At 68.1% G+C, this 21506-nt stretch carries 19 protein-coding genes and 1 riboswitch; of the genes, 8 read left to right on the top strand and 11 right to left on the bottom strand.

Going from position 1 to position 21506, the window contains the following annotated elements; all coding sequences use genetic code 11:
* The first annotated feature begins 94 nt into the window (after positions 1 to 94).
* Entirely contained in the window at positions 95 to 1051 is a 957-nt protein-coding gene (locus ACXJLH_RS24255) for a GlxA family transcriptional regulator (protein ID WP_457322705.1), read from the top strand.
* 271 nt (positions 1052 to 1322) lie between these two features.
* On the opposite strand, the gene ACXJLH_RS24250 is transcribed toward ACXJLH_RS24255, so the two are convergent.
* A complete protein-coding gene (locus ACXJLH_RS24250) occupies positions 1323 to 2240 on the bottom strand; it encodes a LysR family transcriptional regulator (protein ID WP_057295916.1) in 918 nt (305 codons plus the stop codon).
* A 181-nt stretch (positions 2241 to 2421) separates the two neighbouring features.
* On the opposite strand from ACXJLH_RS24250, the gene ACXJLH_RS24245 reads away from it, so the two are divergent.
* Genes ACXJLH_RS24245 through ACXJLH_RS24230 form a run of 4 tightly spaced genes read left to right on the top strand, consistent with a single transcriptional unit; the run spans position 2422 to position 5305 of the window.
* A complete protein-coding gene (locus tag ACXJLH_RS24245; RefSeq protein ID WP_056205444.1) occupies positions 2422 to 3000 on the top strand; it encodes a YceI family protein in 579 nt (192 codons plus the stop codon).
* 39 nt (positions 3001 to 3039) lie between these two features.
* Complete coding sequence (locus ACXJLH_RS24240) at positions 3040 to 3648, top strand: FMN-dependent NADH-azoreductase (RefSeq protein WP_056205446.1); 609 nt, start codon at positions 3040 to 3042, stop codon at positions 3646 to 3648.
* Between the two features lie 46 nt (positions 3649 to 3694).
* A complete protein-coding gene (locus ACXJLH_RS24235) occupies positions 3695 to 4285 on the top strand; it encodes an NADPH-dependent F420 reductase (RefSeq protein WP_457446813.1) in 591 nt (196 codons plus the stop codon).
* A 45-nt stretch (positions 4286 to 4330) separates the two neighbouring features.
* Positions 4331 to 5305 (top strand): pirin family protein, encoded by a 975-nt coding sequence (locus tag ACXJLH_RS24230; RefSeq protein WP_457446811.1) that lies wholly within the window; start codon positions 4331 to 4333, stop codon positions 5303 to 5305.
* A 452-nt stretch (positions 5306 to 5757) separates the two neighbouring features.
* Here ACXJLH_RS24230 and ACXJLH_RS24225 read toward each other — a convergent pair whose 3' ends face one another.
* The 10 genes from ACXJLH_RS24225 to ACXJLH_RS24180 all read right to left on the bottom strand — a co-directional run bounded on the left by ACXJLH_RS24225 (position 5758) and on the right by ACXJLH_RS24180 (position 17676).
* Positions 5758 to 5931, bottom strand: coding sequence for an ATP-binding protein (locus ACXJLH_RS24225; RefSeq protein ID WP_457446809.1), 174 nt, complete (start codon positions 5929 to 5931; stop codon positions 5758 to 5760).
* Between the two features lie 114 nt (positions 5932 to 6045).
* Positions 6046 to 7092: a biotin synthase BioB gene (bioB, locus tag ACXJLH_RS24220; protein ID WP_457446807.1), complete on the bottom strand. Its 1047-nt coding sequence runs from the start codon at positions 7090 to 7092 to the stop codon at positions 6046 to 6048.
* A gap of 70 nt (positions 7093 to 7162) precedes the next feature.
* The gene (locus ACXJLH_RS24215; protein ID WP_457446805.1) at positions 7163 to 7960 is read right to left on the bottom strand and encodes a TorF family putative porin; all 798 of its coding nucleotides are present in this window, start codon (positions 7958 to 7960) and stop codon (positions 7163 to 7165) included.
* Between the two features lie 42 nt (positions 7961 to 8002).
* Positions 8003 to 9799 (bottom strand): allophanate hydrolase, encoded by a 1797-nt coding sequence (gene atzF, locus ACXJLH_RS24210; protein WP_457446803.1) that lies wholly within the window; start codon positions 9797 to 9799, stop codon positions 8003 to 8005.
* A 10-nt stretch (positions 9800 to 9809) separates the two neighbouring features.
* The gene (uca, locus tag ACXJLH_RS24205; RefSeq protein ID WP_457446801.1) at positions 9810 to 13412 is read right to left on the bottom strand and encodes an urea carboxylase; all 3603 of its coding nucleotides are present in this window, start codon (positions 13410 to 13412) and stop codon (positions 9810 to 9812) included.
* A gap of 188 nt (positions 13413 to 13600) precedes the next feature.
* The gene (locus tag ACXJLH_RS24200) at positions 13601 to 14236 is read right to left on the bottom strand and encodes an urea amidolyase associated protein UAAP2 (RefSeq protein WP_457446799.1); all 636 of its coding nucleotides are present in this window, start codon (positions 14234 to 14236) and stop codon (positions 13601 to 13603) included.
* A gap of 10 nt (positions 14237 to 14246) precedes the next feature.
* The gene (locus ACXJLH_RS24195) at positions 14247 to 14978 is read right to left on the bottom strand and encodes an urea amidolyase associated protein UAAP1 (RefSeq protein ID WP_457446797.1); all 732 of its coding nucleotides are present in this window, start codon (positions 14976 to 14978) and stop codon (positions 14247 to 14249) included.
* Position 14979: 1 nt separating this feature from the next.
* Positions 14980 to 15780 carry an ABC transporter ATP-binding protein gene (locus tag ACXJLH_RS24190; protein ID WP_457446795.1) on the bottom strand — a complete coding sequence of 267 codons (801 nt, stop codon included), beginning with the start codon at positions 15778 to 15780 and terminating at the stop codon, positions 14980 to 14982.
* Entirely contained in the window at positions 15777 to 16592 is an 816-nt protein-coding gene (locus tag ACXJLH_RS24185; protein ID WP_457446793.1) for an ABC transporter permease, read from the bottom strand. The genes ACXJLH_RS24190 and ACXJLH_RS24185 overlap by 4 nt, the downstream gene beginning before the upstream one ends.
* A gap of 25 nt (positions 16593 to 16617) precedes the next feature.
* On the bottom strand, positions 16618 to 17676 hold the full coding sequence (locus ACXJLH_RS24180) for a putative urea ABC transporter substrate-binding protein (RefSeq protein ID WP_457446791.1): 1059 nt from the start codon (positions 17674 to 17676) through the stop codon (positions 16618 to 16620).
* Between the two features lie 62 nt (positions 17677 to 17738).
* Positions 17739 to 17839: riboswitch (guanidine-I (ykkC/yxkD leader) on the bottom strand.
* A gap of 709 nt (positions 17840 to 18548) precedes the next feature.
* Between ACXJLH_RS24180 and ACXJLH_RS24175 the strand changes: the two genes are divergently transcribed.
* From ACXJLH_RS24175 to ACXJLH_RS24165, 3 genes are all read left to right on the top strand, one after another.
* Positions 18549 to 20075 (top strand): Do family serine endopeptidase, encoded by a 1527-nt coding sequence (locus ACXJLH_RS24175; protein ID WP_457446790.1) that lies wholly within the window; start codon positions 18549 to 18551, stop codon positions 20073 to 20075.
* A gap of 176 nt (positions 20076 to 20251) precedes the next feature.
* Positions 20252 to 20620, top strand: coding sequence for a hypothetical protein (locus ACXJLH_RS24170; protein ID WP_457446788.1), 369 nt, complete (start codon positions 20252 to 20254; stop codon positions 20618 to 20620).
* A gap of 6 nt (positions 20621 to 20626) precedes the next feature.
* Positions 20627 to 21505 carry a hypothetical protein gene (locus ACXJLH_RS24165; protein WP_457446786.1) on the top strand — a complete coding sequence of 293 codons (879 nt, stop codon included), beginning with the start codon at positions 20627 to 20629 and terminating at the stop codon, positions 21503 to 21505.
* Position 21506 lies beyond the last annotated feature (1 nt).

The raw sequence follows: 21506 nt of genomic DNA, 5'->3' as shown, positions 1-21506 counted from the left end.
CTGGTGTCGACATTTTCTGCCAGACTCGTTTGGCCGTCTTCGCCAACGTGCGACGTTCTCTGCCAGTCATCGGACCTTCTCTGCCATCCCCGCCATGCGCGTCGCCATCCTTGCCTTCCCCCGCTTCCAGCTGCTCGACGTCGCCGGGCCTGCCGACGTCTTCGTCGAAGCCTCGCGCCAGCTCAAGGACCCCAGGGCCTACCAGGTACAGCTGATCTCCAGCGAGGCCGGCCTGCTCACCAGCAGCAGCGGCCTGCGCCTGGCCGTGGATGCGACGGTGGCGACGCATCGCGGGCGCATCGACACCCTGCTCGTGGCTGGCAGCCCCACCATCGAAGACATGGCGAGCGACGGGCCATTGCGGGACTGGCTGCGGCGCCAGTCGCGCACGGTGCGGCGCTACGGCTCAGTCTGCACCGGCGCCTTCGTGCTGGCGGCCACGGGTCTGCTCGACGGCAAGCGCGTCGCGACCCACTGGAACGCCGCGGCACGCCTGGCGGCCGCCTACCCCGAGGCCTGCGTCGAGGCGGACGCCATCTACGTGAAGGACGGCAAGCTGTTCACTTCCGCCGGCGTGACCGCGGGCATGGACCTCGCGCTCGCGATGGTGGAGGAAGACCACGGCCGCGACCTCGCGCTGCGCGTGGCACGCGAGCTGGTGATGTTCCTCAAGCGGCCCGGCGGCCAGAGCCAGTTCAGCGCCCACCTGGCCGCGCAGACGTCCGAGCGATCCAGCGTGCGCGACGTGCAGGACTATGTGCTGGCCCACCTGAAGGCCGACCTTTCAGTGCCCGCGCTGGCCGCGCGCGCCGGCATGAGCGAGCGCAGCTTTGCACGCACCTTCCGCAGCGAGGCCGGCACCACACCCGCGGCCTTTGTCGACCATGCCCGCATCGACGCCGCCCGCCGCCTGGCCGAGGAGTCGGACCTGCCGGCCAAGCGGCTGGCGGATGCGGTGGGGTATGCGAATGCGGATGGCTTCAGGCGGGCGTTTGCGCGGCGGTTGGGGGTCAGCCTGGCGGAGTACCGCAGGCGGTTTGCGAAGTCCTGACCGACGCCAAGGGCGTGCGGCTCAGGACTAAGGAGCTGGCGCCCGCTTTGCAGCGAGTGCCGTCATCCGCGGCAGGTCGCCGGGTTCACGGTCTTGGACAGGAAGCAGTCGTCGAGTCATCTGTCGACATGGCAGCAACGACTGCTTTCGAGCGGCGAGGGTGCGCCACACGCACCTCACCCCGACATCTCTGCAGCGGAAGCTGCAAGCAACCGTCCGATCGCTCAAGCGTCATCTGGGTATCCCTGAAAGAGCCTTCCTGCCGAAGGCATCAGGGCAGTTCCCGCAAGGACTCCCAGGACTGTTTCAAGTGGTCAATGAACCACCTGCCCGCGGGCCCGGGCGGTTCGGAAGCCGGGTGATACGCGGACATGGTCAACATGAAGCCCGTCCGCGGCATGTCGTCCACATCGAGGACAACCAGGGTGCCGTCAGCGATGTCCTTCTCGACCATGTGCAGTGGCATGCCGCCCCAGCCGACGCAGTCCTTCAGGAAGGCGTACTTGGTCGACAGATCGGCTAGGCGCCAGGTCGACGGCGACACCACGCCGTAGTCGCGTCCTGCCATCAGGTCTGATCGGTCGGTGAGCACCAGCTGGACGTGCTTCGCCAGCTCGCTCCGGGGAATCCGATCTGCCCATGCCGCGAGCGGATGGTTCGCCGCGGCGACCGATACCAGGGGCAATTCGCCCAAGCGCTCGCTCACCAGCGACGGGAACGTCACAGCCGGCAAGGTCGAGAGAATGCCCAAACTGCACCGCCCATCCAGCACGGGCTGGTAAGCCGCTCCCAGGCCCTCCACGAACAGGCGCAACGGCGTAAGAGGGAATTGGCTCGCAAATGCCTTTGCGGCAGCGCTGACGAGCGCAGTGGGGAAGAACACGTCAACCACCACCGAGAGCTCGGTCTCCTGGCCTGCCGCCATCAGCTTGGCTCGGGCCTTCAGCGTGTCCACACCAGACACGATGTTGCGGGCGTCGGCCAGCAGAAGCACACCCTCCGCGGTGAGCTTCGGAAACCGGCCTGAGCGGTCGAAGAGCACCACGCCGATTTGCTGCTCCAACCCGCTGACCCAGCCGCTCACCGCTGACTGCACGCGGTTGAGCTTGCGTGCGGCGGCGGAAAAGCTGCCCTCGTCCACCGCGGCGATGAACGTCCTGAGCTGGTCCAAGGAAACGCCGTCGAGCAATTGAGACTCCTTCCATCTCTTAAACAGATGGATCGAATCTCAATATACCGGCTTCTCAGAATGGAAGCCGGTCTCCATCATTCGTTCCCATGCAGTCATCGCTGCAAAGGATAGGAGGCAGCAGGGACCCATCTCTGTTTTAGCCCCAGTTCCTGCAAGCCACCCTCAAAGGACCCGTCCCATGCGCAAGACCCTCATCGCGGCCGCACTGGCCGCCGCCACCGCACTCGTCGGCACTGCTCACGCGGAAGTCGCAACCTACAGCATCGACCCCACGCACACCTACGTGACCTTCGAGGTCACCCACTTCGGAACGTCGACCAACCGCGGTCGGTTCGACAAGAAGGAAGGAACCGTTCAACTCGACAAGGCGGCCAAGACCGGCAAGGTCGAACTGACGCTCGAGACCGGCTCCATCAGCACCGGCACGGCCGCGTTCGACCAGCACCTGCAGAGCGACAACTTCCTCAACGCCGCCGCGTTCCCGACGGCCAAGTTCGCCGCCAGCACGTTCAGCTTCAACGGCGACAAGGTCAGCGAAGTCGCGGGGCAACTCACGCTGCTGGGCAAGACCCTCCCCGTCGTGCTGAAGGCCTCCAACTTCAACTGCTACACGAACCCCATCCTCAAGCGCGAGGTGTGCGGCGGCGACTTCGAGACCACGATTCAGCGCAGCCAATGGGGCATCGGCTGGGGCATCAACTATGGCATCCCCGACACCGTGAAGCTCGCCGTGCAGGTCGAAGCCGTCAAGCAGTAAGCCCGCTGCGAACCACCCCCACCCACTTCGAGACCCAACATGCAACTCCTTCATCTTGACTCCAGCGCCCTCGGCGCCGCGTCCGTCAGCCGCCAGCTGACTGCTGAAATCGTCGCCCGCCAAAAGGCGCTTCACCTGGACATCCGGGTGACCTATCGGGACCTTGCAGCCGACCCCGCCTTGCACCTCACCGGCGCTCATATGGCCGCGCGCATGGGTGCTACCAGCGACGACGCCACCATCAACGCCGACCTGGTCAAGGGCAACGCCTACATGGACGAACTGCTCGCCGCAGACGTCCTCGTCATCGGCGCACCCATGTACAACCTGTCGATTCCGACGCCGCTCAAGGCCTGGATCGACCGCGTCGCCGTGGCCGGCAAGACCTTCCAGTACACCGCGACCGGGCCGCAAGGGCTGCTCAAGGGCAAGAAGGCCTTCATCGCATCGGCGCGGGGCGGCGTCTACTCGGCCGGCAGCCCGGCTGCCGCGCTCGAGCACCAGGAAAGCTACCTCATCGGCCTGCTGGCCTTCCTCGGTGTGACCGACGTGAAGGTCGTGCGCGCCGAAGGCATCGCGTTCGGGCCGCAAGCCAAGGACGCCGCTATTGCCAAGGCCTTGCAAGACATCGAGGCGATTGCGGCCTAAAGGGCACGCGCTTCGCAAATCTCAAACCCCCATCGAAAGAATCATCATGACCTCCTACTCCATCATCGGTTCCGGCAACGTCGGCACCGCCCTGGCCCGTCACTTCGCCCGCAGCGGCATTTCCGTTCGGATCGCCAACACGCGCGGCCCCGAGTCCATTGCATCGCTTGCCGCTGAACTTGGCGACAAGGTGGTTCCCGTCGCGTTGCAGGACGCTCTTGCGGCCGACGTCGTCATCCTGGCTGTGCCGTTCCGAGCTCACGCGGCGGTCGGCGGTGCCCTCCCGAACTGGTCTGGCAAGGTCGTTGTCGACGCGATGAACACCTACGGCATCTCGCCGGAAGAGTTGAAGGGGCAGGCTTCCACTGACGTGGTGGCTGCCGCCTTCCCGGGTGCGAAGGTCGTCAAGACGCTGAACCAGCTGCCGGCCAAGCTGCTCGCGCAAGACCCTGCGGTCAACGGTGGTCGGCGTGTCATGTTCGTGTCGAGCAACGACGCCGGCGCTGAGGCGGCGATGGCCAAGCTGGTCGCGGACCTGGGCTTCGCGCCGGTCCCTCTGGGCAAGGCGAACGAGGGCGGGCTGCTGATCGGTATGGGCGGGCCGCTGATCCTGCAGAACCTCATCAAGCTGAGCTGACTGCCGCCCACGGGTGGCTCACCCACTGCTCTCTTCGGATTGTTCATGCCCCGTTCCATCATCAGCGTCGCCCGGCTCGGCACCCCCTGGGAAACCATCGACCCGTTTCTCGTCTGCGCCTATCACCTCGACCACTATCCACCTGGGAACGCCGACTTGGGACCGGTTGAGCCACCACCTGCCGATACAGGTGCCGGAAAGCCCTGGCGCATGTACTTCGGGCAGACGGTGCCAGGCTTCCCTGCCCACCCGCATCGCGGCTTCGAGACCATCACCATCGTCCGCCAGGGCGTGGTCGACCACTCGGACTCACTGGGCGCCACAGCCCGGTATGGCGCGGGCGATGTGCAGTGGCTGACTGCGGGGCGTGGTGTCGTGCATGCGGAGATGTTCCCTTTGCTGGACCCCCTCGAGCCGAACACGCTGGAGCTGTTTCAGATATGGCTGAACCTGCCGGCGCGCGACAAGATGGCTGAGCCCAGCTTCAAGATGTTCTGGGCCGAGGACATCCCGAGGCATGTTGAAGCCGGCGTCGACGTCACATGCATCGTCGGCGCCTTGCACGGAGTGCACATGCAACAGCCGCCGTCACCGCCTTCAAGGTCATGGGCGTCAGACCCTAGTTCGGACTTGGCCGTGTGGACGTTGAAGATGGCGCCGGGTGCGAGGTGGCAGCTACCGCCTGCCTTGGGTAGTGGCACGCGCAGGCAGCTCCTCTTCTTCAAGGGCTCCACGCTGACCATCGACGGTGAGTGCGTCGACGCGCGTTCTGCTATCGAGGTCGACTGCTCCGCCGTGGTCGAGCTTGTAAATGGGTCCAAGGAAACCGAGGTACTGCTGCTCCAAGGCCGCTCGATTGAAGAACCAGTCGTGCAGCACGGGCCGTTCGTGATGACCACGCTAGACGAAATCCGACGCGCCTACGAAGACTACCGACACACCCGGTTTGGAGATTGGGCTTGGGGCGTCTACGACCCGAACCATGGCTCGAAGCGGGGAAGGTTCGCTTCAACCGATTGACTTTCGAGGACCGTGGTCAAGCGACTGCTGCTATGGGCGAAGCTGCCGATCGGTGCCAGCAGCGCTCAACGACCGGTCCGGACGGCTGCTGTCGCTGCTGCATTGGCATGTGAATGACTCAGCTCAGCCTGATGCCAAAGTTCGGCGGACTACTGCTTCGCAGCGGTTGCCGACGCTCGCGGCCGGCGTGCGTAGGGCAGCAATGTGCCCAAAGCCGAAGGTCAAGCTCTACGACGGAGGACGGCAACGCCAGCGAAAGCGGTCCTTCACGGGGCATCAGTCGGCCGCTCTTGGCCGCTCCACGGTGAGTCGCGTCGTTCCCGTTTCATCGGCGGTAGCCAAAGCGATATCGCCGCTTCGGGCCTTGATAAGCAGGCGTGCAGAGTACGTGCCAAGGCCGCTGCCGCCGGGCTTGCCGGCAGCGACAAACTTGTCGAAGAGGCGGCGCGGATTTACTCGGGCACGGTGCCCTTGTTTTCGATCTCGACCCCGTGCGGCGTCTCGTCGTACAGGCGCACTGAGCCCTTGCTGCCTTTGGGCGCGGCCTCGCAAGCATTTTTGACGAGGTTCTGGAAGGCACAGAAGCACAGCGTGGCGTCGCACAAATGCCAGAGGCCGCTCGGCACCGACGGGTACGTCGGTGTCTAGGGGTGGCCAGCATCTGCGGCCCTGAACGCCGGACAGGCGACCGTGACGCCTGGGAGTCTTCTGCAGCCGAGTGCGCAAAGCCCGGAAAGAGATCAGGCCGCCGCCGCCGGGTGCTCGGTTCCCGCCGGCTTGGCAATGCATAGGCCGAGCTTGGCGAAGAGAGTTCTATCCCTTTCGACGTCGGGATTGCCTGTGGTCAACAGCTTCTCGCCGTAGAACACCGAGTTCGCGCCGGCGAGAAAGCACAGCGCCTGGACCGCCTCGCTCATCTGCTGGCGGCCAGCTGATAGCCGCACGCGTGCCTTGGGCATGGTGATGCGCGCGACGGCGATCATGCGGACGAACTCCAGGGGATCGAGCGGGGGTTGGTCGGCCATCGGCGTGCCTTGGACACGCACGAGGTCGTTGATCGGCACCGACTCCGGGTAGGGGTCGAGATTGGCCAGCTGGGCAACCAGGCCCGCACGCTCGCGCCGCGTCTCGCCCATGCCGACGATGCCGCCGCTGCAGACGTTGATGCCTGCGTTGCGGACGCGGCCCAGGGTGTCCAGGCGATCCTGGTAGTCGCGCGTCGAGATGATGCGGCCGTAGGCCTCGGGGGCCGTGTCAAGGTTGTGGTTGTAGTAGTCCAGGCCGGCGTCCTTGAGCGCCTGAGCCTGGGGCTCGGACAGCATGCCCAGCGTGCAGCAGGCCTGCAGGCCAAGCGCCTTCACCTCCCGCACGATGGCCGATACCGCCTCGATGTCGCGGTCCTTCGGCGCGCGCCAGGCAGCGCCCATGCAGAAGCGCGTCGCACCGTGCGCCTTCGCGGTTCTCGCCACCGCAGCGACGGCAGCGACGTCCATCAGCTTGGTGGCGTCTACGCCGGTGTCGTGGTGCACAGACTGCGGGCAGTAGCCGCAGTCCTCGGGGCAGCCGCCGGTCTTGATCGACAGCAGCGTCGCCAGTTCCACCTGGTTGGGCTCGAAGTGCTGGCGGTGCACCGTCTGCGCCTGCAGGATCAGGTCGTTCAAGGGCTGGTCGAGCAGCGCCTCGATTGCATCGACGCTCCACCTGTCGGTGCTCGGATGCCCGCAGGCAGTGCCGACCGGCGCCACAGCCTGAGGCCGGAAGTGAATCGGATGGACGGATGGGTTCATCTCAAGCTTTCGCGTTGCGTCGCCGCGCGCCACCCGGGAGGTGCCCGGGTGGCCATGAGCGTCCAGGTTCTCAGAAGGAGTACTTCACGCCCACCAGCCCGTAGGCGCGGCCCAGGTCGTGCCCCTTCATGTCGCGATAGAAGTTGCCTGCGCCCTTGGCGGCGTTGGTGCCGCCGACGCTCAGCGTCGCGACCAGGCCGTTGCCGAAGTCCTTGGCCAGCGACAGCGACCAGTCGGTGTAGTCGCCTGCATTGCCCGTGGCGCCCTGGTTGGGGATGGTCTGGCGGCCCACGTGCGGCGTCAGGTTCAGGCCGTCGGCCACGGGGAAGGTGGCGTTCAGGTCGAAGTACTGGCTGCCCGAGCTGCTCGGGTTGCCAAGGAAGTCGCCGAAGCTGCGGTTGTACTTGAGGTTGAACATCTTGAAGCCGACGTTGATGTAGGCCTCGGTGGTGGACGCGTTCGTGAACAGGCCGGCGCCAGGGGTGCCGGCATCGCCCGAGTTGTTGCCGACGTATTCGTAGCGGATCACGCCGACGTCATAGCTCCAGCCGTCGGCCGGCGTGCCGCGCAAGCCGCCGTAGACGTCGACCTCCACATTGCCCTTGGTGGCACCGTTGAGGTCCTTCAGCCAGCGGACGTTGGAGGCGAAGCTGCCCAGATAGAAGCCGCTCTTGTGCGTGAAGTCGAGGCCGCCCTGCAGCGCGGGCTTGAAGCTTGTCTGCGCGATGCCGCGAACGCGGTAATCGCTGACAGCGCCGATGTTCCAGGCCAGCGTGTTTTCGGGTTCCGGCGCAGGCCCGTCGGCCCAGGCGGCGTTGGCGGCCAGGGCGGCGGCGAGGACTAGGGCGGGGCGAAAGGTCGGGTTCATCAAGGTTCTCCGTGGTTGCGATGGGAAATCAGGAACAGGTGGCTAGGTGCTGGCGATGTAGGCGCGCCAGCCGCCGAAGTGCGTGATGTCCTCGGCCCCGGCCAGGCCCTCGCCCTCGCAGATGAAGCCGGTCACCCAGCCTCCGTCCGCGAGTTCGACCTTGCCCAAGCCCAGTGGCGCGGGAATGGCATCGAGGAAGGATCCGAGTTCCGCGCTCGGCAGCTCCCAGACCTCGACGGCGATGGGCGCACCGGCCGTGGCGACGCGCTCGAGGCCCGGCCGGCGCACTGCACCGCCCGCCAGCGCGTGCAGGCGATAGCGCGGCGCGGTCTGCGTGGCCTCCAGCAGCCGGCCGCCGCGCGCCCTCAACTGCCAGTTCAGCGCCAGGCCGTCCAGATGGGCTCCGCAGACGACGACGCGCGAGCGGTCGTTGCGTGCGACGGCGGCCGGCGCCGCCGTCTCGAACGCGCGGTCGCCCACCAGCGGCAGCGCGGTGGCGCGCTGCAGGCCGTCGGCCAGGCCCAGCAGCCATTGGTCGGTGAAGGCGCGACCGAAGACCGTCACGCCCCAGGGCAGGCCGTTGGCCATGAAGCCCGCCGGCACGGCCACGGCCGCGTAGTCCAGCAGGTTCATGAAGTTGGTGTACCAGCCGAGGTCGGCGTTGCGTTGCACGGGTTGCTCGCACAGCTCGGCGAGCGTGACGGGGCGCGGATAGGCCGGCGTCAGCACGCAGTCGAGGTCCGCGAGGAGGCGGTCGCATTGCGCCTTGAGCTGCTGCAGCCGGTATTGCGAGCGGAAGGCCTCCACCGCGGTGCAGGCCGGGGCCTTGCGCAGCACGTCGCGGATGACGGGCAGCACGGCGTCGGGCTTGGCCTCGATCAACGGGCCGACGACGGCGTAGCGCTCGGCCACCCATGGCCCTTCGTAGAGCAGGCGCGCGGCCTCAAGGAAGGGCGAAAAGTCGATGTCGACGCGCTGCCCGCCCAGGCCTTCGAGCCGCGCCACGGTGGCCTCGAAAAGCCGCGGGCTCTCGGCGCAGCCCAGGAACTCGAGCTGGCGCGGCACGCCGAAGCGGAAGCCCGCGCGTGGCCGGCCGAAGGCGTCGGCGCCGTTCCACGACGGATTGGCGCGGCTGTACTCGTCGCGCTCGTCCAGCCCCGCCGTCAGCGCGAGCAGCCGGCTCGCCTCGGCCGCGGTGGCGGTGAAGAAGGTCGTGCAGTCGAGCGTGCGGCAGGCCGGAACGACGCCCGCCGTGGACAGCAGTCCCTTGGTCGCCTTGAGGCCCACGAGGTTGTTCAAGGCCGCAGGCACGCGCCCGCTGCCGGCCGTGTCGGTGCCGAGCGCGAAGCTGGCCACGCCGAGTGCTACAGCCAGCGCGGAGCCTGCGCTGGAGCCGCCGGATGGGTAGTCAGGATGCACGCTGTTGCGGCAGGCACCGTAGGGCGAGCGGGTGCCGTTCAGGCCGGTAGCGAACTGGTCGAGGTTGGCCTTGCCCACCGGCACGGCGCCGAGCGCGATCAGGCGCTCCACCAGCGTCGCGCTGCGTTGCGGCACGTAAGCAAACTCGGGGCAGGCGGCGGTGGTGGGGACGCCGGCGAGGTCGATGTTGTCTTTGATCGCGAACGGCAGGCCGTACAGCGGCAGGTCCGCCGGCGAGCGGCCGTCAAGCGCGGCCAGGTAGGGGCTCAGTTCCGCGTCCGACAGCACGTGGATGAAGAGCTTGAACTCGGGGTTCAGCGCCCTGGCCCTGGCGACGACCTCGGCGATGACGGCCCGTGGGGCCACCGCTCCATTGCGATAGGCCTCGGTCAGCGCCGTGATGTTCAGGTTGATGCCCATGGCGTCCTCCTCAAGCCTGTTCTTCGACGACGACGACGCACTGCCCCGCGCGCACCGGCGAGCCGGGCTGCACGCGGATCTCTCGCACCACGCCATCGCATGGCGCGCCCAGGGAGATTTCCATCTTCATGGACTCGAGCACGACGAGCACGTCGCCGGTCGCGACGCGCTGGCCCACTTCGACCTGCACCTGCCAGAGGTTGCCGGCGAGCTGGCTTTCCACGGCGCGCATGCCCGCAGGCAAAGGCGCTTCGTCCGCGTCGGCGACAGCCGCCTCCTCGCTTTCGAAATGGGCCTGGCCCGAGTCGACCCAGCGCTGGCGCTCGGCATCGAAGGCGGCGCGCTGGTGGGAACGGAAGGCCTCGATGGACGCGGCCTCGCGCTGGAGGAAGGCCTGGTAGTCGGCCAGGTTCAGCCGGGTCTCCTCGATGCGCAGCGGATAGCGGCCGAGCGGGAAGTCGCGCCGGATGCGCAACAGTTCGTCGGCGCTGACCGGGTAGAAGCGCACCTGGTCGAAGAAGCGCAGCAGCCAGGGCTTGCCGTTGAAGGCGGCGACGTCCTTGTAGCGGCTCCACATCTGCAGCGTGCGACCGACGAACTGATAGCCGCCGGGGCCCTCCATGCCGTAGATGCACATGTAGGCGCCGCCGATGCCCACCGAGTTCTCCGCCGTCCACGTGCGCGCGGGGTTGTACTTGGTGGTCACCAGCCGGTGCCGGGGATCCAGCGGCGTGGCCACGGGTGCACCGAGGTAGACGTCGCCAAGGCCCATCACGAGGTAGCTCGCGTCGAACACAGTCCGCTGCACGGCGTCGAGATCGGGGAGCTCGTTGATGCGGCGAATGAACTCGAGGTTGCTCGGGCACCAGGGCGCGTCCTTGCGCACCGTGGTCATGTACTTCTGGATCGCCAGCTGGCAGGCCGGGTCGTCCCAGCTCAGCGGCAGGTACACGACGCGGGACGGCACGCTCAGGTCGTCGGCCGCGCAGACGCCGTCCCACAGGTCGGCGATCACCGTCAGCAGCGCCTCCAGCGGCAGCGTGCGTGGGCGGTAGTGAACCTGAAGCGAGCGGATGCCAGGTGTGAGGTCGACCACGCCGTCCAGTGCGCGCGCCTGAAGCGCCTGCATCAACGCGTGGCCACGGAAGCGCAGCACCAGGTCCAGCTCCGGCGCGCCGATTTCCAGCAGCAGGTGGGTGTCGCCGGACAAGCGCGCGACCAGGCGCTTGTCGCCGCTGCCGAGGTCCAGCACGACGGGTGACGCCGGCGCGCTCGGGTGCCAGCTCACCGGCGCTGCTGCCAGCGTCGTCGACTCCTGCTCGCGCGCGTCGGCGAGCGCGCGGGCGGTCGGCATGTCGACCGGAACGAAGCGGACCTTTTCGCCCGCCTTGAGCTGGCCGAGCTGCCATAGGTCGGCCTCGATGACCGTCACCAGGCACACGAAGCCGCCCAGGCTCGGGCCATCGGGTCCGAGGATCACGGGCATGTCGCCGGTGAAGTCGACCGCGCCGATCGCATACGGGTTGTCGTGGATGTTGGACGGATGCAGGCCGGCCTCGCCGCCGCTGTCCCGCACCCACTCCGGCTTCGGCCCGATCAGCCGCACGCCGGTGCGGCTCGAGTTGAAGTGCACTTCCCAGTCGGTGGCGAAGAAGATGTCGACGTAGCCCGGCGTGACGTACTCCGGCGCGCCATGCGGGCCGTAGATCACGCGCAGCTCGCGCACGGCGCCGAGCGAGGTGCACAGGCCGGCGGCGAGTGCCTGGCCGCAGGCCCGGTCGGCCAGCGGTGCCACATGCAGCACATCGCCCGCGCGCAGCGCCCGGCCAGTGTGGCCGCCGAACTGGCCCAGCGTGAAGGTGCTCTTGCTGCCCAGGTAGTCGGGCACCTGCAGGCCGCCGCGCACCGCCAGATAACTGCGCGCTCCGGCGCCGGCGATGGTGCCAATGGCCAGCACGCTGCCGGCCGCGACGAGCAACGCGGTGTGCAGGGGTTGGGCGATGCCGTCGATGCGCACCGGGATGTCGGCGCCGGTCACCGCAACCACGGCGTCAGCATGGAAGCGGATCGTCGGGCCGGTCATCGTGATCTCGAGCCCGGCCGCGCCTTCAGGGTTGCCCAGCAGGCGGTTGCCCAGGCGCAGCGCACGGTCGTCCATGGGGCCCGACGGCGGCACGCCGACGGCCCAGTAGCCCTGGCGGCCGGGGAAGTCCTGCACCGTGGTCTGCGTGCCGGACGACACGATCTCGAGCGTGTGGGCGCGGTAGGCCAGGCCTTCCAGGCAACGCGTCCACGGCGAACCGCTGGCGAACGGCGCGTCGGCCAGGATCTGGCGCAGGTAGTCGCGGTTGGTCTCCACGCCGTACAGCACGGTGCCCGCCAGCGCCGCGTCCAGGCCGAGGCGCGCCTCGTCGCGGGTCGGCGCCCAGGCGATCAGCTTGGCGATCATCGGATCGAAGTAGGGCGGAATCTCGCAGCCGGCCTCCACCCAGGTGTCGATGCGCACGGCCCGCCCGTCCGCTGGCGGGAAGGACACGGCCGTGAGCAGGCCCGGGCTGGGCTGGAAGTCGCGGCCCGGGTCTTCCGCGTAGAGCCGCGACTGGATGGCATGGCCGACGGGCTTCAGGCCGCGCACCAGATCCGCCAGCGGCGGCAGGTCGCCGGCCGCGAGCTCGATCATCCAGCGAACCAGGTCCACGCCCCACACCTGCTCCGTCACGCCGTGCTCGACTTGCAAGCGCGTGTTGACCTCCAGAAAGTAGAAGCGGCCGGCCTCGCTGTCGTAGACGAATTCCACCGTCCCGGCGCTGCGGTAGCTCACGGCCTTGGCCAGCTTGATGGCGGCGGCGCAGAGCTCGTCCGCCATGCCGGCCGGCAAGTTGGGCGCCGGCGTCTCCTCCAGCACCTTCTGGTTGCGACGCTGCACCGAGCAGTCGCGCACGCCGAGCGCGACGACCTCGCCGCGGCCGTCGCCGAACACCTGGACCTCCAGATGACGGGCGCGCTGGATGTACTTCTCGATGAAGACACCGGCGTCGCTGAAGTTGTTCTGGCCGAGGCGGCGCACCGTCTCGAAGGCCTCGGCGAGATCCTGCGCGGAGTGGCAGACGCGCATGCCGATGCCGCCGCCGCCCGCGGTGCTCTTCAGCATGACCGGATAGCCGACCTGGGCGCCGGCTTCGAGCGCGGCCTCGACGTTCTCGAGCAGCTCGGTGCCTTCCAGCATGGGCACGCCCTGCTCACGCGCCAGCGCGCGGGCCGTGTGCTTGAGGCCGAAGACGCGCAGTTGCCGGGGCGTCGGACCGACAAAGGCGATGCCGGCGGCCTCGCAGGCCTCGGCGAACGCGGCGTTCTCGGACAGGAAACCGTAGCCCGGATGGATGGCCTGCGCGCCGCTGCGACGCGCGGCGTCCAGGATCCTGTCGACGACGAGGTAGGTCTGCGCGGCCGGCCCGTCGCCGAGGCTGATCGCCTCGTCGGCCTGCTGCACATGCAGGCTGGCGGCGTCGACGTCGGAGTAGACCGAGACGCCTTGCACGCCCATCTGGCGCAGTGTGCGCAGCACACGGCAGGCGATCGCACCGCGGTTGGCAATGAGGAGCTTGTCGAACATGTTGTCAATCTCGACGCGCGGGCCGTCCCGCGTTGAGGGGTCGCGCCGGGGTCGTCCACGGCGGGAGGCGGCGGCCAGGGCCGAGCCTCTTCAGGGGCGCTTCGCCCTCGGTTCAGGCTTGATGCCGGCGCGCAGCTGCGCCAGGTGAAAGGCGATGGACCGCACCGCGTGCAGCAGCTTGCGCAAGGTCAGTCCCATACCAGCACCTCCGCGGGCGTGGGGTTCCAGCCGTTGCAGGGGTTGTTCAGCTGCGGGCAGTTGGAGATCAGCACGATCACGTCCATCTCGGCGCGCAGCTCCACGTACTTGCCGGGCGCCGAGATGCCGTCCTCGAAGGTCAGCCCGCCTTCGGGCGTGACCGGCACGTTCATGAAGAAGTTGATGTTGGCGCCGATGTCCGCCTTCTTCAGGCGGCCGTCGCGAAGGCAGGCGCACATGAAGTTGTCGCGGCAGCTGTGCATATAGCGCTTCTCGAACGCATAGCGCACGACATTGCTCTCCTGCGCACAGGCGCCGCCGAGGGTGTCATGGCGGCCGCAGGTGTCGGCCACGATGGTCAGCAAGGGGTTGCCGAGGTTGGAATACAGCACGCTGCCCGTCGTCAGGTAGGCGCGGTTCTGGCGGCGCAGCGTGCGCTGCGCGTCATAGCGCTCGCGCGGGTTGGCCACGCTGTAGAACAGGGTGTCGATCGCCTGGTTGCCTTCGAGGTCGAGCAGGCGCACGGTCTGGCCGCGGCGCACTTCGCACAGATAGGGTTCGCCGGCGGGGATGACGTGGCGCGAGACGGCCAATTCGGGACGAAGTTCGCTGGTCGTCAGGGACATGACGCGTTCCTCAGAGGTTGAACAGCTCGGTGTTGCGGAAGGCGCGCGCGTTCTCTGGGCGCGACGTGCGGCAACCGACGCTCAGCGCGTCGCCGTGCGCCAGCTTCCAGCTCAGCTGCAGCGGGCGCGGGGCATAGTGCGGCGCCGGGTCCATGGGGTGTTGCAGCGCGGTCAGGAACACCAGCGTGTCCATGGGTGCGAACAGCTCGATGTAGTCGCCCGCCTTCGAGTTGCCCGGGACGAACGCGAACGCCCCGTCGGCAGCGACGACGACCTTGCTGAAAAGGTTGACCACCATCAGCAGGTCCTGGAGGTCCAGGTTCCACTTGCCCATCTCCACCAGCAGGTTGTCGTGGCCGTTGCGGTAGAAGCCGTTGCGCAGCTCCTGGTAGCGGCCGGCGCCGTACTTTTCGCGCACCTCGTCGGCGTTGAGCAGGCCGCCGAACGGGTCATGCCAGCCGCAGGTGTCGGCCGTGATCGCGGCCAGCACCCGGCCCATGTCCGAGACCAGGCAGTGGCCGGCGGTGAGCCGCGCGGTGTGCTGGCCCTTGAGGGTGTCGGGCAGGTTGAAGCGGTCGCTGGGCTGCTGCGCGTTCAGCAGCATGAGGGCGGCGTTGGCGCCGCCTTCGACGTCGGTGATGCGCAGCAACTGGCCGCGCTTGAGCACGAAGGATAGGTGGCCGCCGCCAGGGACGGTCTCCTCGCGCAGCGGCGTCTCGAGGGTGAGGGATTGCGAGCTCATGTCACTCCTTGGATGGCACCGGCAACGGCGCGGGAACGCCGTGCGCGCGCAGTGCGGCGGCGGCCCCTGCGTCGGCCAGGCGGTCCTGGTTCAACGGGATGTCGTAGGTGATTCGTGCGCCGTAGGCCTGCGGCGCGTGGGGGTCGATGCGCGTCTTGTCGAACACGAGCAGGCGCGTGCCGAGGTGGAAGCCTTCGGAGAGGTCGTGCGTGACCATGAACACCGTCAGCCGCGTCTCGCGCCAGAGATCGTGCAGCAGCACATGCATGTCCTTGCGGATGCCCGGGTCCAGCGCGCCGAAGGGCTCATCGAGCAGCAGTACCCGCGGCCGGGCGATCAGCGCCTGCGCGATCGCGAGCCGCTGCTGCATGCCGCCGGACAGCTGGCTCGGATAACGATGCAAGGCATGCCCGAGGCCCACGCGCTCCAGCATCTCGCCGGCCTCGCGGCGCGCCTCCCGCTTGGCGCGGCCGAACAGGCGGCCGGTCCACTTCGCGCGCGGCAGCTCCAGCGCGATGGCCACGTTGTCCAGCGCGTCGAGATGGGGAAGCACCGAGTAGCGCTGGAAGACCACGCCCCGGGTCGCGTCGGGTTCAGCGGGCAGCGGCTGGCCTTGCAGCAGCAACTGGCCCTTGGTCGGCCGCTCCTGGCCGAGCAGCAGCCGCAGGAAGGTGGACTTGCCGCAGCCCGACGCACCGACCAGCGTGCAGAACTCGCCTTCTTCCACGGAGAGATTCAGCCGCTCCAGCACCACATGGTCGCCGTAGCTCTGCCAGACGTTCTTCACCGTGATGTAGCTCATGCCTTGGCTCCTTCCGACCACGGGAACCACCAGCGATTCAGATGCTTGAGTGCCGCGTCTGTCAGCCATGCGAGCAGCGTGATCCAGACGACGTAGGGAAGGATCACGTCCATCGCCATATAGCGCCGCAGCAGGAAGATCCGGTAGCCCAGGCCTGCCGTCGCGGAGATCGCCTCGGCCGAGATCAGGAACAGCCAGGCAGCTCCCAGCATCAGCCGCAGCGACACCAGCAGGCGCGAGAACAGCGGCGGCAGTACGACGCGCAGCACGATGGTCCAGCTGTTGGCGCCCAGCGTCTGCGCCTTGACCATCACCTCGTGCGGGATCTCCCGGGCGCGCTGCTCGAGGTCGCGCGCTAGCAGGGGCGCCACGCCGATCGCGATCAGCATCACCTTGGACAGCTCGTCGAGGCCGAAGACGATGAACAGGATGGGCAGGATGGCCAGCGGCGGGATCACCGAGACCACGGCCAGCAGCGGCGACAGCGGCGCGCCCAGCAGCGGAAAGACGCCGGCGGCGACGCCCAGGCACAGACCGACGAGCGCCGCCAGCCCGAGGCCCAGGCCCAGGCGCTGCAGGCTCACGAGCGTGTCCGACAACATCAGGTAGTCCCCGGTGCGCTCGTCCTGCTCGAAAGCCATGTGGCGCATGGCGTCGACCATCTGGGCGAAGCTGGGCAGCAGCTTGTCGTCCGGGTTCTCGCTCAGGCGGACCGAGGAGCCCGCCGCATAGAGGACCAGCAGCAGCACGAGCGGCAGCATGGCGAGCAGCAGCCGTACGCCGCGGTTCGGAACCCGGTTGATGAAGCGCATGGTGAGCCCTGGTTGGGGAACGGGGTCAGAGCTTGCCGTCGGCCGCCAGGCGCAGGAAGCTGTCGTCGAAGCGCAGCTTCACGTTCTTCGCGTTGCCGTTGACGACGCCGTTAGGGAAGGCCACACCGATCGCGTCGGCGTTGCGTGCACCCTGGCCCAGCAGACCCTTTTCGAACGAGAACTTCGCGACGCGCTTCATCGTCTCGGGCAGCTGCGGGCCGCTGGCCAGCTTCACCGCGTCGGCCGGCGTGAATTGCAGCGCGGTCGTGGCGAGCTGCTTCGTGTAGTCGTCCAGGGTGGTGCCCGAGGCCTTGGCCATGTGCGTCAGCGCCGCCGTGTTCTTGGCCTTCATCTGCGCCATCACCTCGAACCACGCACCCACCAGCACCTTGCCCAGCGCCGGGTTGTCCTTCAGCGTGGCGGTGTTGACCACCATCAGGTCCAGGATCTCGCCGGGGATCTTGCTGGAGTCAAACACCGCGGTCGCGCCGGGCGTGGCGGCGACGGTGGACAGCTGGGGGTTCCAGGTGACGACGGCCTGGGCCGACGGGCTCGCAAACGCGCCGGCGATGTCAGCATCGGAGGTGTTGACGACCTTGACGTCGCGCTCGCGCAGGCCGACCGTCTCCAGCCCCCGCGCCAGCAGGTAGTGCGAGACCGAGAACTGCACGAGATTGACGTTCAGGCCCTTGATGTCCTTGAGCGTCTTGCCCTTGCCCTTCAGCACGATGCCGTCGTTGCCGCTGGAATAGCTGCCCGGGATCAGCGCGGTGCTGTCGACGCCGCCGGCCGCAGGGATGGTCAGCGCGTCCATGTTGGTCATGGTGCAGCCGTCGAACTTGCCCGCCGTGTATTGGTTGATCGACTCGACGTAGTCGTTGAGCTGGACGACCTTGACCTGGATGCCGTACTTCTTGGCCCACTTGTCGACGATGCCTTGCGTCTGGGCGTACTCCCAGGGCATCCAGCCGGCATAGATGGTCCAGCACACACTGAACGACTGCTTGGTCGCCGCGTGGGCCACCGAACCAAACAGACTTGCGGAGCCCAGGCAGAGGGCGAAGACGAGACGTCGCAGGATCATGAAGTCACTCCAGAGGGTTTGACGGCGGGGAGCAGCGCCACGCCACCGAAGTGCGTTCGCCGTTCTCCCGGGCTTTTGTCCCGCCGTGTAACCTCGTCTGGAGGTCGCCAGCTCTCGGACCAGACATCCGCATCTGCGGACCGGAACCCTAGCCAGCCATTAGGTGCAGCGCGATGCCGCCCCCCGACGGAACTTACGCAACGTCCGTGCCATATGAAAAGCCACAGGAACAGCCGAAGATCAACAGCGGGACGTACCGCAACGGTGACAAATGCACCACGATGACGCGGAGCGCGATTGATATGGCGCCGTTGCGGTGCATTCCTGCGCCTTCCAGTCCCGGCGCCGACTCGATGACGCGCCCGGCCTTCCCGTTCGGATCGAACGCCAGAGTGCGCTACCGGGGGCTGGTCAAGCACATAGCGCAGCTGACGATGCGGTTTTCGCTGAGCAACTGATGGATGGCGCGGCGCCAACTCCTGGGAACTCGGAGATGGGTACGTCTGAGATGCGGCTGGAGGCCGCTGCGGGATCCGAATTTGCGGTTCGCGACGCGTTGAACAGCCTCAATCGCTTCACCGCATCTCTGAGCCAGCGGTCGTGTGTCCGAGGCAGTGGTTAGGGCGGGCTTCGATGCGAAGGACAGCTTCCGCCTGTTGCGGTGTTTCGGCGAGTTTCCGCTTTGGGCACATTGCTGCCCCACGACTGATGAATCCGAGCGGCAGCAGCCAGCCTGAAGCCGCCACCGCAGACTCCACGCCCCACGTCGCCTTAACTTTCACCTCACCTTCCCCTCATCGAGCCCTCACCTCCCCTCCCTAGAGTCCACGGCAACGGCTGCGCCGCAGCCCGCCCCTAGAGGAGAGTTCTCGATGACCCAGACCGCCAAGATGACGGTGACTGCCGCGGCCGCTGCGCTGCTGGCTGCCGGTGTGACGCTGACCACCACGGCTTCGGGCTGGACCTTGCCCGGGTTTCACAAGGCGCCCGCCGCAGCGGCCACCGACGCGACGCCCGGCGGCGCCGCCCCGACCACCGTGGCCCTCGCTGCGGCCACCACACCGGCACCCGCCGTGGCCCTTCCCCCCGCCCAGTTGCCCAACTACCGCGCCATCGTGCAGACCCAGGGCCCTGCCGTGGTCGGCATCACCGTGGCCGGCCTGCACAAGGTGGGCAATGACGACGGCGACGAAGGCCCCGTCGCGCGGGGTGACGATGACCCCTTCTTCCGCTTCTTCCGCGGCATTCCCGGGCTGCGCATGCCGCAGCAGGGGCCGCAGCCCTTCCGCGGCCAGGGCTCCGGTTTCATCATCAGCAGCGACGGTGTCGTGCTGACCAACGCCCACGTCGTGCGCGACGCCAAGCAGGTCACCGTCAAGCTCAGCGACCGCCGGGAGTTCTCGGCCAAGGTGCTGGGCAGCGACCCGGCCACCGACATCGCCGTGCTCAAGCTCGACGCCAAGGGCCTGCCCACCGTGCAGCTGGGCGACCCCAAGCAGGTGCAGGTCGGCGACTATGTGCTGGCCATCGGCGCGCCCTATGGCTTCGAGCAGACGGCCACGCAGGGCATCGTCAGCGCCAAGGGTCGCTCGCTGCCCGGCGACAGCGTCGTGCCCTTCATCCAGACCGACGCGGCCGTGAACCCGGGCAACTCGGGCGGCCCGCTGTTCGACGCGGCCGGCCGTGTCGTCGGCGTCAACGCGCAGATCTTCTCGCAGAGCGGCGGCTTCCAGGGCCTGGCCTTCTCCATCCCGGTGGACGTGGCGCTGAAGGTCAAGGACCAGATCGTTGCCCACGGCAAGGTCGAGCATGCGCGACTGGGCGTCACGCTGCAGGACCTGTCGGCGCCGCTGGCCTCGTCCTTCGGCCTGGGCGCACCCGATGGCGCCCTGGTGTCCAGCGTGCAGCCTGAAAGCGCCGCCGCCAAGGCCGGGCTGAAGGCGGGTGACGTCATCACGGCCATCGACGGCGAGCCGGTGCGCGTGGCGGGCGACGTTTCCAGCCGCGTCGGCCTGGCCCGCCCCGGCGACAAGCTCAAGCTGGAGCTGTGGCGCGACAAGTCCCGCGTCAGCGAGACCGTCAGCCTGGGCCGCGCCGACAAGGACACGCAGGAAGCCAATGCCACGCCCCAGGGCGGCTCGCTGGGCCTGGCGCTGCGTCCGCTGGAGCGCCAGGAGCTGCGCGGCTCGGGGCTGGACCATGGCCTGCTGATCGAAGGCGTGACCGGCCCGGCCCAGCTGGCAGGCGTGCAGCCCGGCGACGTGCTGCTGGCGCTGAACGGCAAGCCGGTGCAGAGCGTGGAGCAGGTGCGCGACGCGCTGAAGGGCAAGCCGGCCTCGGTGGCCTTGCTGGTGGCGCGTGACGGCCAGCAGATCTTTGTGCCGGTACGGCTCGGCTGACACATCTCGACGGCAGGGTGGCAGGCGCCACTCCGCACCTGGCCCGCGGCTCATCTGCCGCGGGCTTTTTTTCATCAGCGCTCCAGCCGGTGAAAACTCACGCGGCCGCCTGCCGGCCGGCCGGTTGCGCTAGGCTGCGTGTCATCTCACCGACTGCGGAGACCGCCCTGGAGATCTTGCTTGAACTGCTGCTCGAACTGATCTTCCAGGTCTTCGGCGAACTGCTCGTCGAACTCGGCCTGCATGCCGTGGCCGAGCCTTTTCGCAAGCAGCCCAGCGTCTGGGTGGCCGTGCTCGGCTATGTGCTGCTGGGCGGCATCGTCGGCGCGCTGAGCCTGTGGCTGATGCCCCAGCACCTGACGCGCGATGGCTGGCCCCGCCTGGCCAACCTCGTCGTCACGCCCGTGATCGCCGGTTTCGCAATGACGCTGATGGGCCTGTGGCGATCGCGCCGTGGTGACCCCGTGCTGCGCATTGACCGCTTCGCCTACGGCTATCTGTTCGCGCTGACGGTCGCCGTCGTGCGCTACAACTTCGCGAGCTGAGCCGCCATGGACGCCATTCGCTGGGTTCTCATCCTCATCGCGGTTGGCGCGGCAGCTGCCGCCGCCCTATGGCTGGGCCTGAGCGAGCCGCCAGCCAACCCGGCCTTGCCCTCCCAGCCCACAACCGTGGCCGCCCTGCCCGCCACGCCGCCCCTGGCGGCTTCAGCAGCCTCGACAACCATCCGCGCGGTGGCGCGCGCCGCCTCCGCAACGGCTTCGCCGACACCCACCTCCGCAAGGCCGGCCGCACCGCGCATCGGCTCGGAAGGGTACGGCCCGCACATCGATCGTGCGATGGCCGGCGACGATGCGGCGGCCGCCTGGGAGGCGGTGCGCTGGCTGCGGCTTTGCGCGTCGAACGAGACGCGGCGCAACAGCTTCGAGACCGTCCGCAACCAGGGGATATCGCCGGAAATGATGACCCAGATGATGGTGGAGGCCGATGCCGAGTCGAGGCGCTGCCAGACCGTGACCGCCCAGCACCGCGTGATGCTGCCGGAACTGGCCTCACGGGCGGTGCGGGCCGGCGTGGTCGAGGCGGCCTCGGCCTTTGCCGCCGCGACCTTCCCCGGCGACCTGACCGCCGCGCAGCGCCAGCAGGTGGCCGAAGCGATGCGGCGTGACGCGCTCGCCGGTGACGGGCTCAGCCTCATCAATGCGGCGACGTCGAACCCCGCGTGGGGACTGAGCGATGCCGAGCGTTTGAGCTTTCTGATGGCCTACGCCGAACTGCCCGATCACCCTGAGGCCAAGGGCATGGCCAAGTCGCTGCTGGAGCGGGGTGCGCTTCACCTGGCCGCGCCGCCCACACCGCAGCAGATGGCCGCGGCCAGAGAGGCGGCGCAACAGATCCTTGCGCGCAGGCATGCTGGCGGCAAGCCCTGAG

The organism is Roseateles sp. P5_E4 (genome assembly GCF_054049255.1).
The sequence above is the reverse complement of the archived record's forward strand: the minus strand, read 5'-3'. Positions and strand labels throughout refer to the sequence as shown.

Coding starts and splice junctions, on each gene's coding strand:
- ACXJLH_RS24180 (WP_457446791.1), bottom strand. CDS start 17,676: ATGATCCTGCGACGTCTCGTCTTCGCCCTCTGCCTGGGCTCCGCAAGT.
- ACXJLH_RS24235 (WP_457446813.1), top strand. CDS start 3,695: ATGACCTCCTACTCCATCATCGGTTCCGGCAACGTCGGCACCGCCCTG.
- ACXJLH_RS24185 (WP_457446793.1), bottom strand. CDS start 16,592: ATGCGCTTCATCAACCGGGTTCCGAACCGCGGCGTACGGCTGCTGCTC.
- ACXJLH_RS24190 (WP_457446795.1), bottom strand. CDS start 15,780: ATGAGCTACATCACGGTGAAGAACGTCTGGCAGAGCTACGGCGACCAT.
- ACXJLH_RS24240 (WP_056205446.1), top strand. CDS start 3,040: ATGCAACTCCTTCATCTTGACTCCAGCGCCCTCGGCGCCGCGTCCGTC.
- ACXJLH_RS24245 (WP_056205444.1), top strand. CDS start 2,422: ATGCGCAAGACCCTCATCGCGGCCGCACTGGCCGCCGCCACCGCACTC.
- ACXJLH_RS24255 (WP_457322705.1), top strand. CDS start 95: ATGCGCGTCGCCATCCTTGCCTTCCCCCGCTTCCAGCTGCTCGACGTC.
- ACXJLH_RS24230 (WP_457446811.1), top strand. CDS start 4,331: ATGCCCCGTTCCATCATCAGCGTCGCCCGGCTCGGCACCCCCTGGGAA.
- ACXJLH_RS24175 (WP_457446790.1), top strand. CDS start 18,549: ATGACCCAGACCGCCAAGATGACGGTGACTGCCGCGGCCGCTGCGCTG.
- ACXJLH_RS24215 (WP_457446805.1), bottom strand. CDS start 7,960: ATGAACCCGACCTTTCGCCCCGCCCTAGTCCTCGCCGCCGCCCTGGCC.
- atzF (WP_457446803.1), bottom strand. CDS start 9,799: ATGGGCATCAACCTGAACATCACGGCGCTGACCGAGGCCTATCGCAAT.
- ACXJLH_RS24200 (WP_457446799.1), bottom strand. CDS start 14,236: ATGTCCCTGACGACCAGCGAACTTCGTCCCGAATTGGCCGTCTCGCGC.
- uca (WP_457446801.1), bottom strand. CDS start 13,412: ATGTTCGACAAGCTCCTCATTGCCAACCGCGGTGCGATCGCCTGCCGT.
- bioB (WP_457446807.1), bottom strand. CDS start 7,092: ATGAACCCATCCGTCCATCCGATTCACTTCCGGCCTCAGGCTGTGGCG.
- ACXJLH_RS24195 (WP_457446797.1), bottom strand. CDS start 14,978: ATGAGCTCGCAATCCCTCACCCTCGAGACGCCGCTGCGCGAGGAGACC.
- ACXJLH_RS24165 (WP_457446786.1), top strand. CDS start 20,627: ATGGACGCCATTCGCTGGGTTCTCATCCTCATCGCGGTTGGCGCGGCA.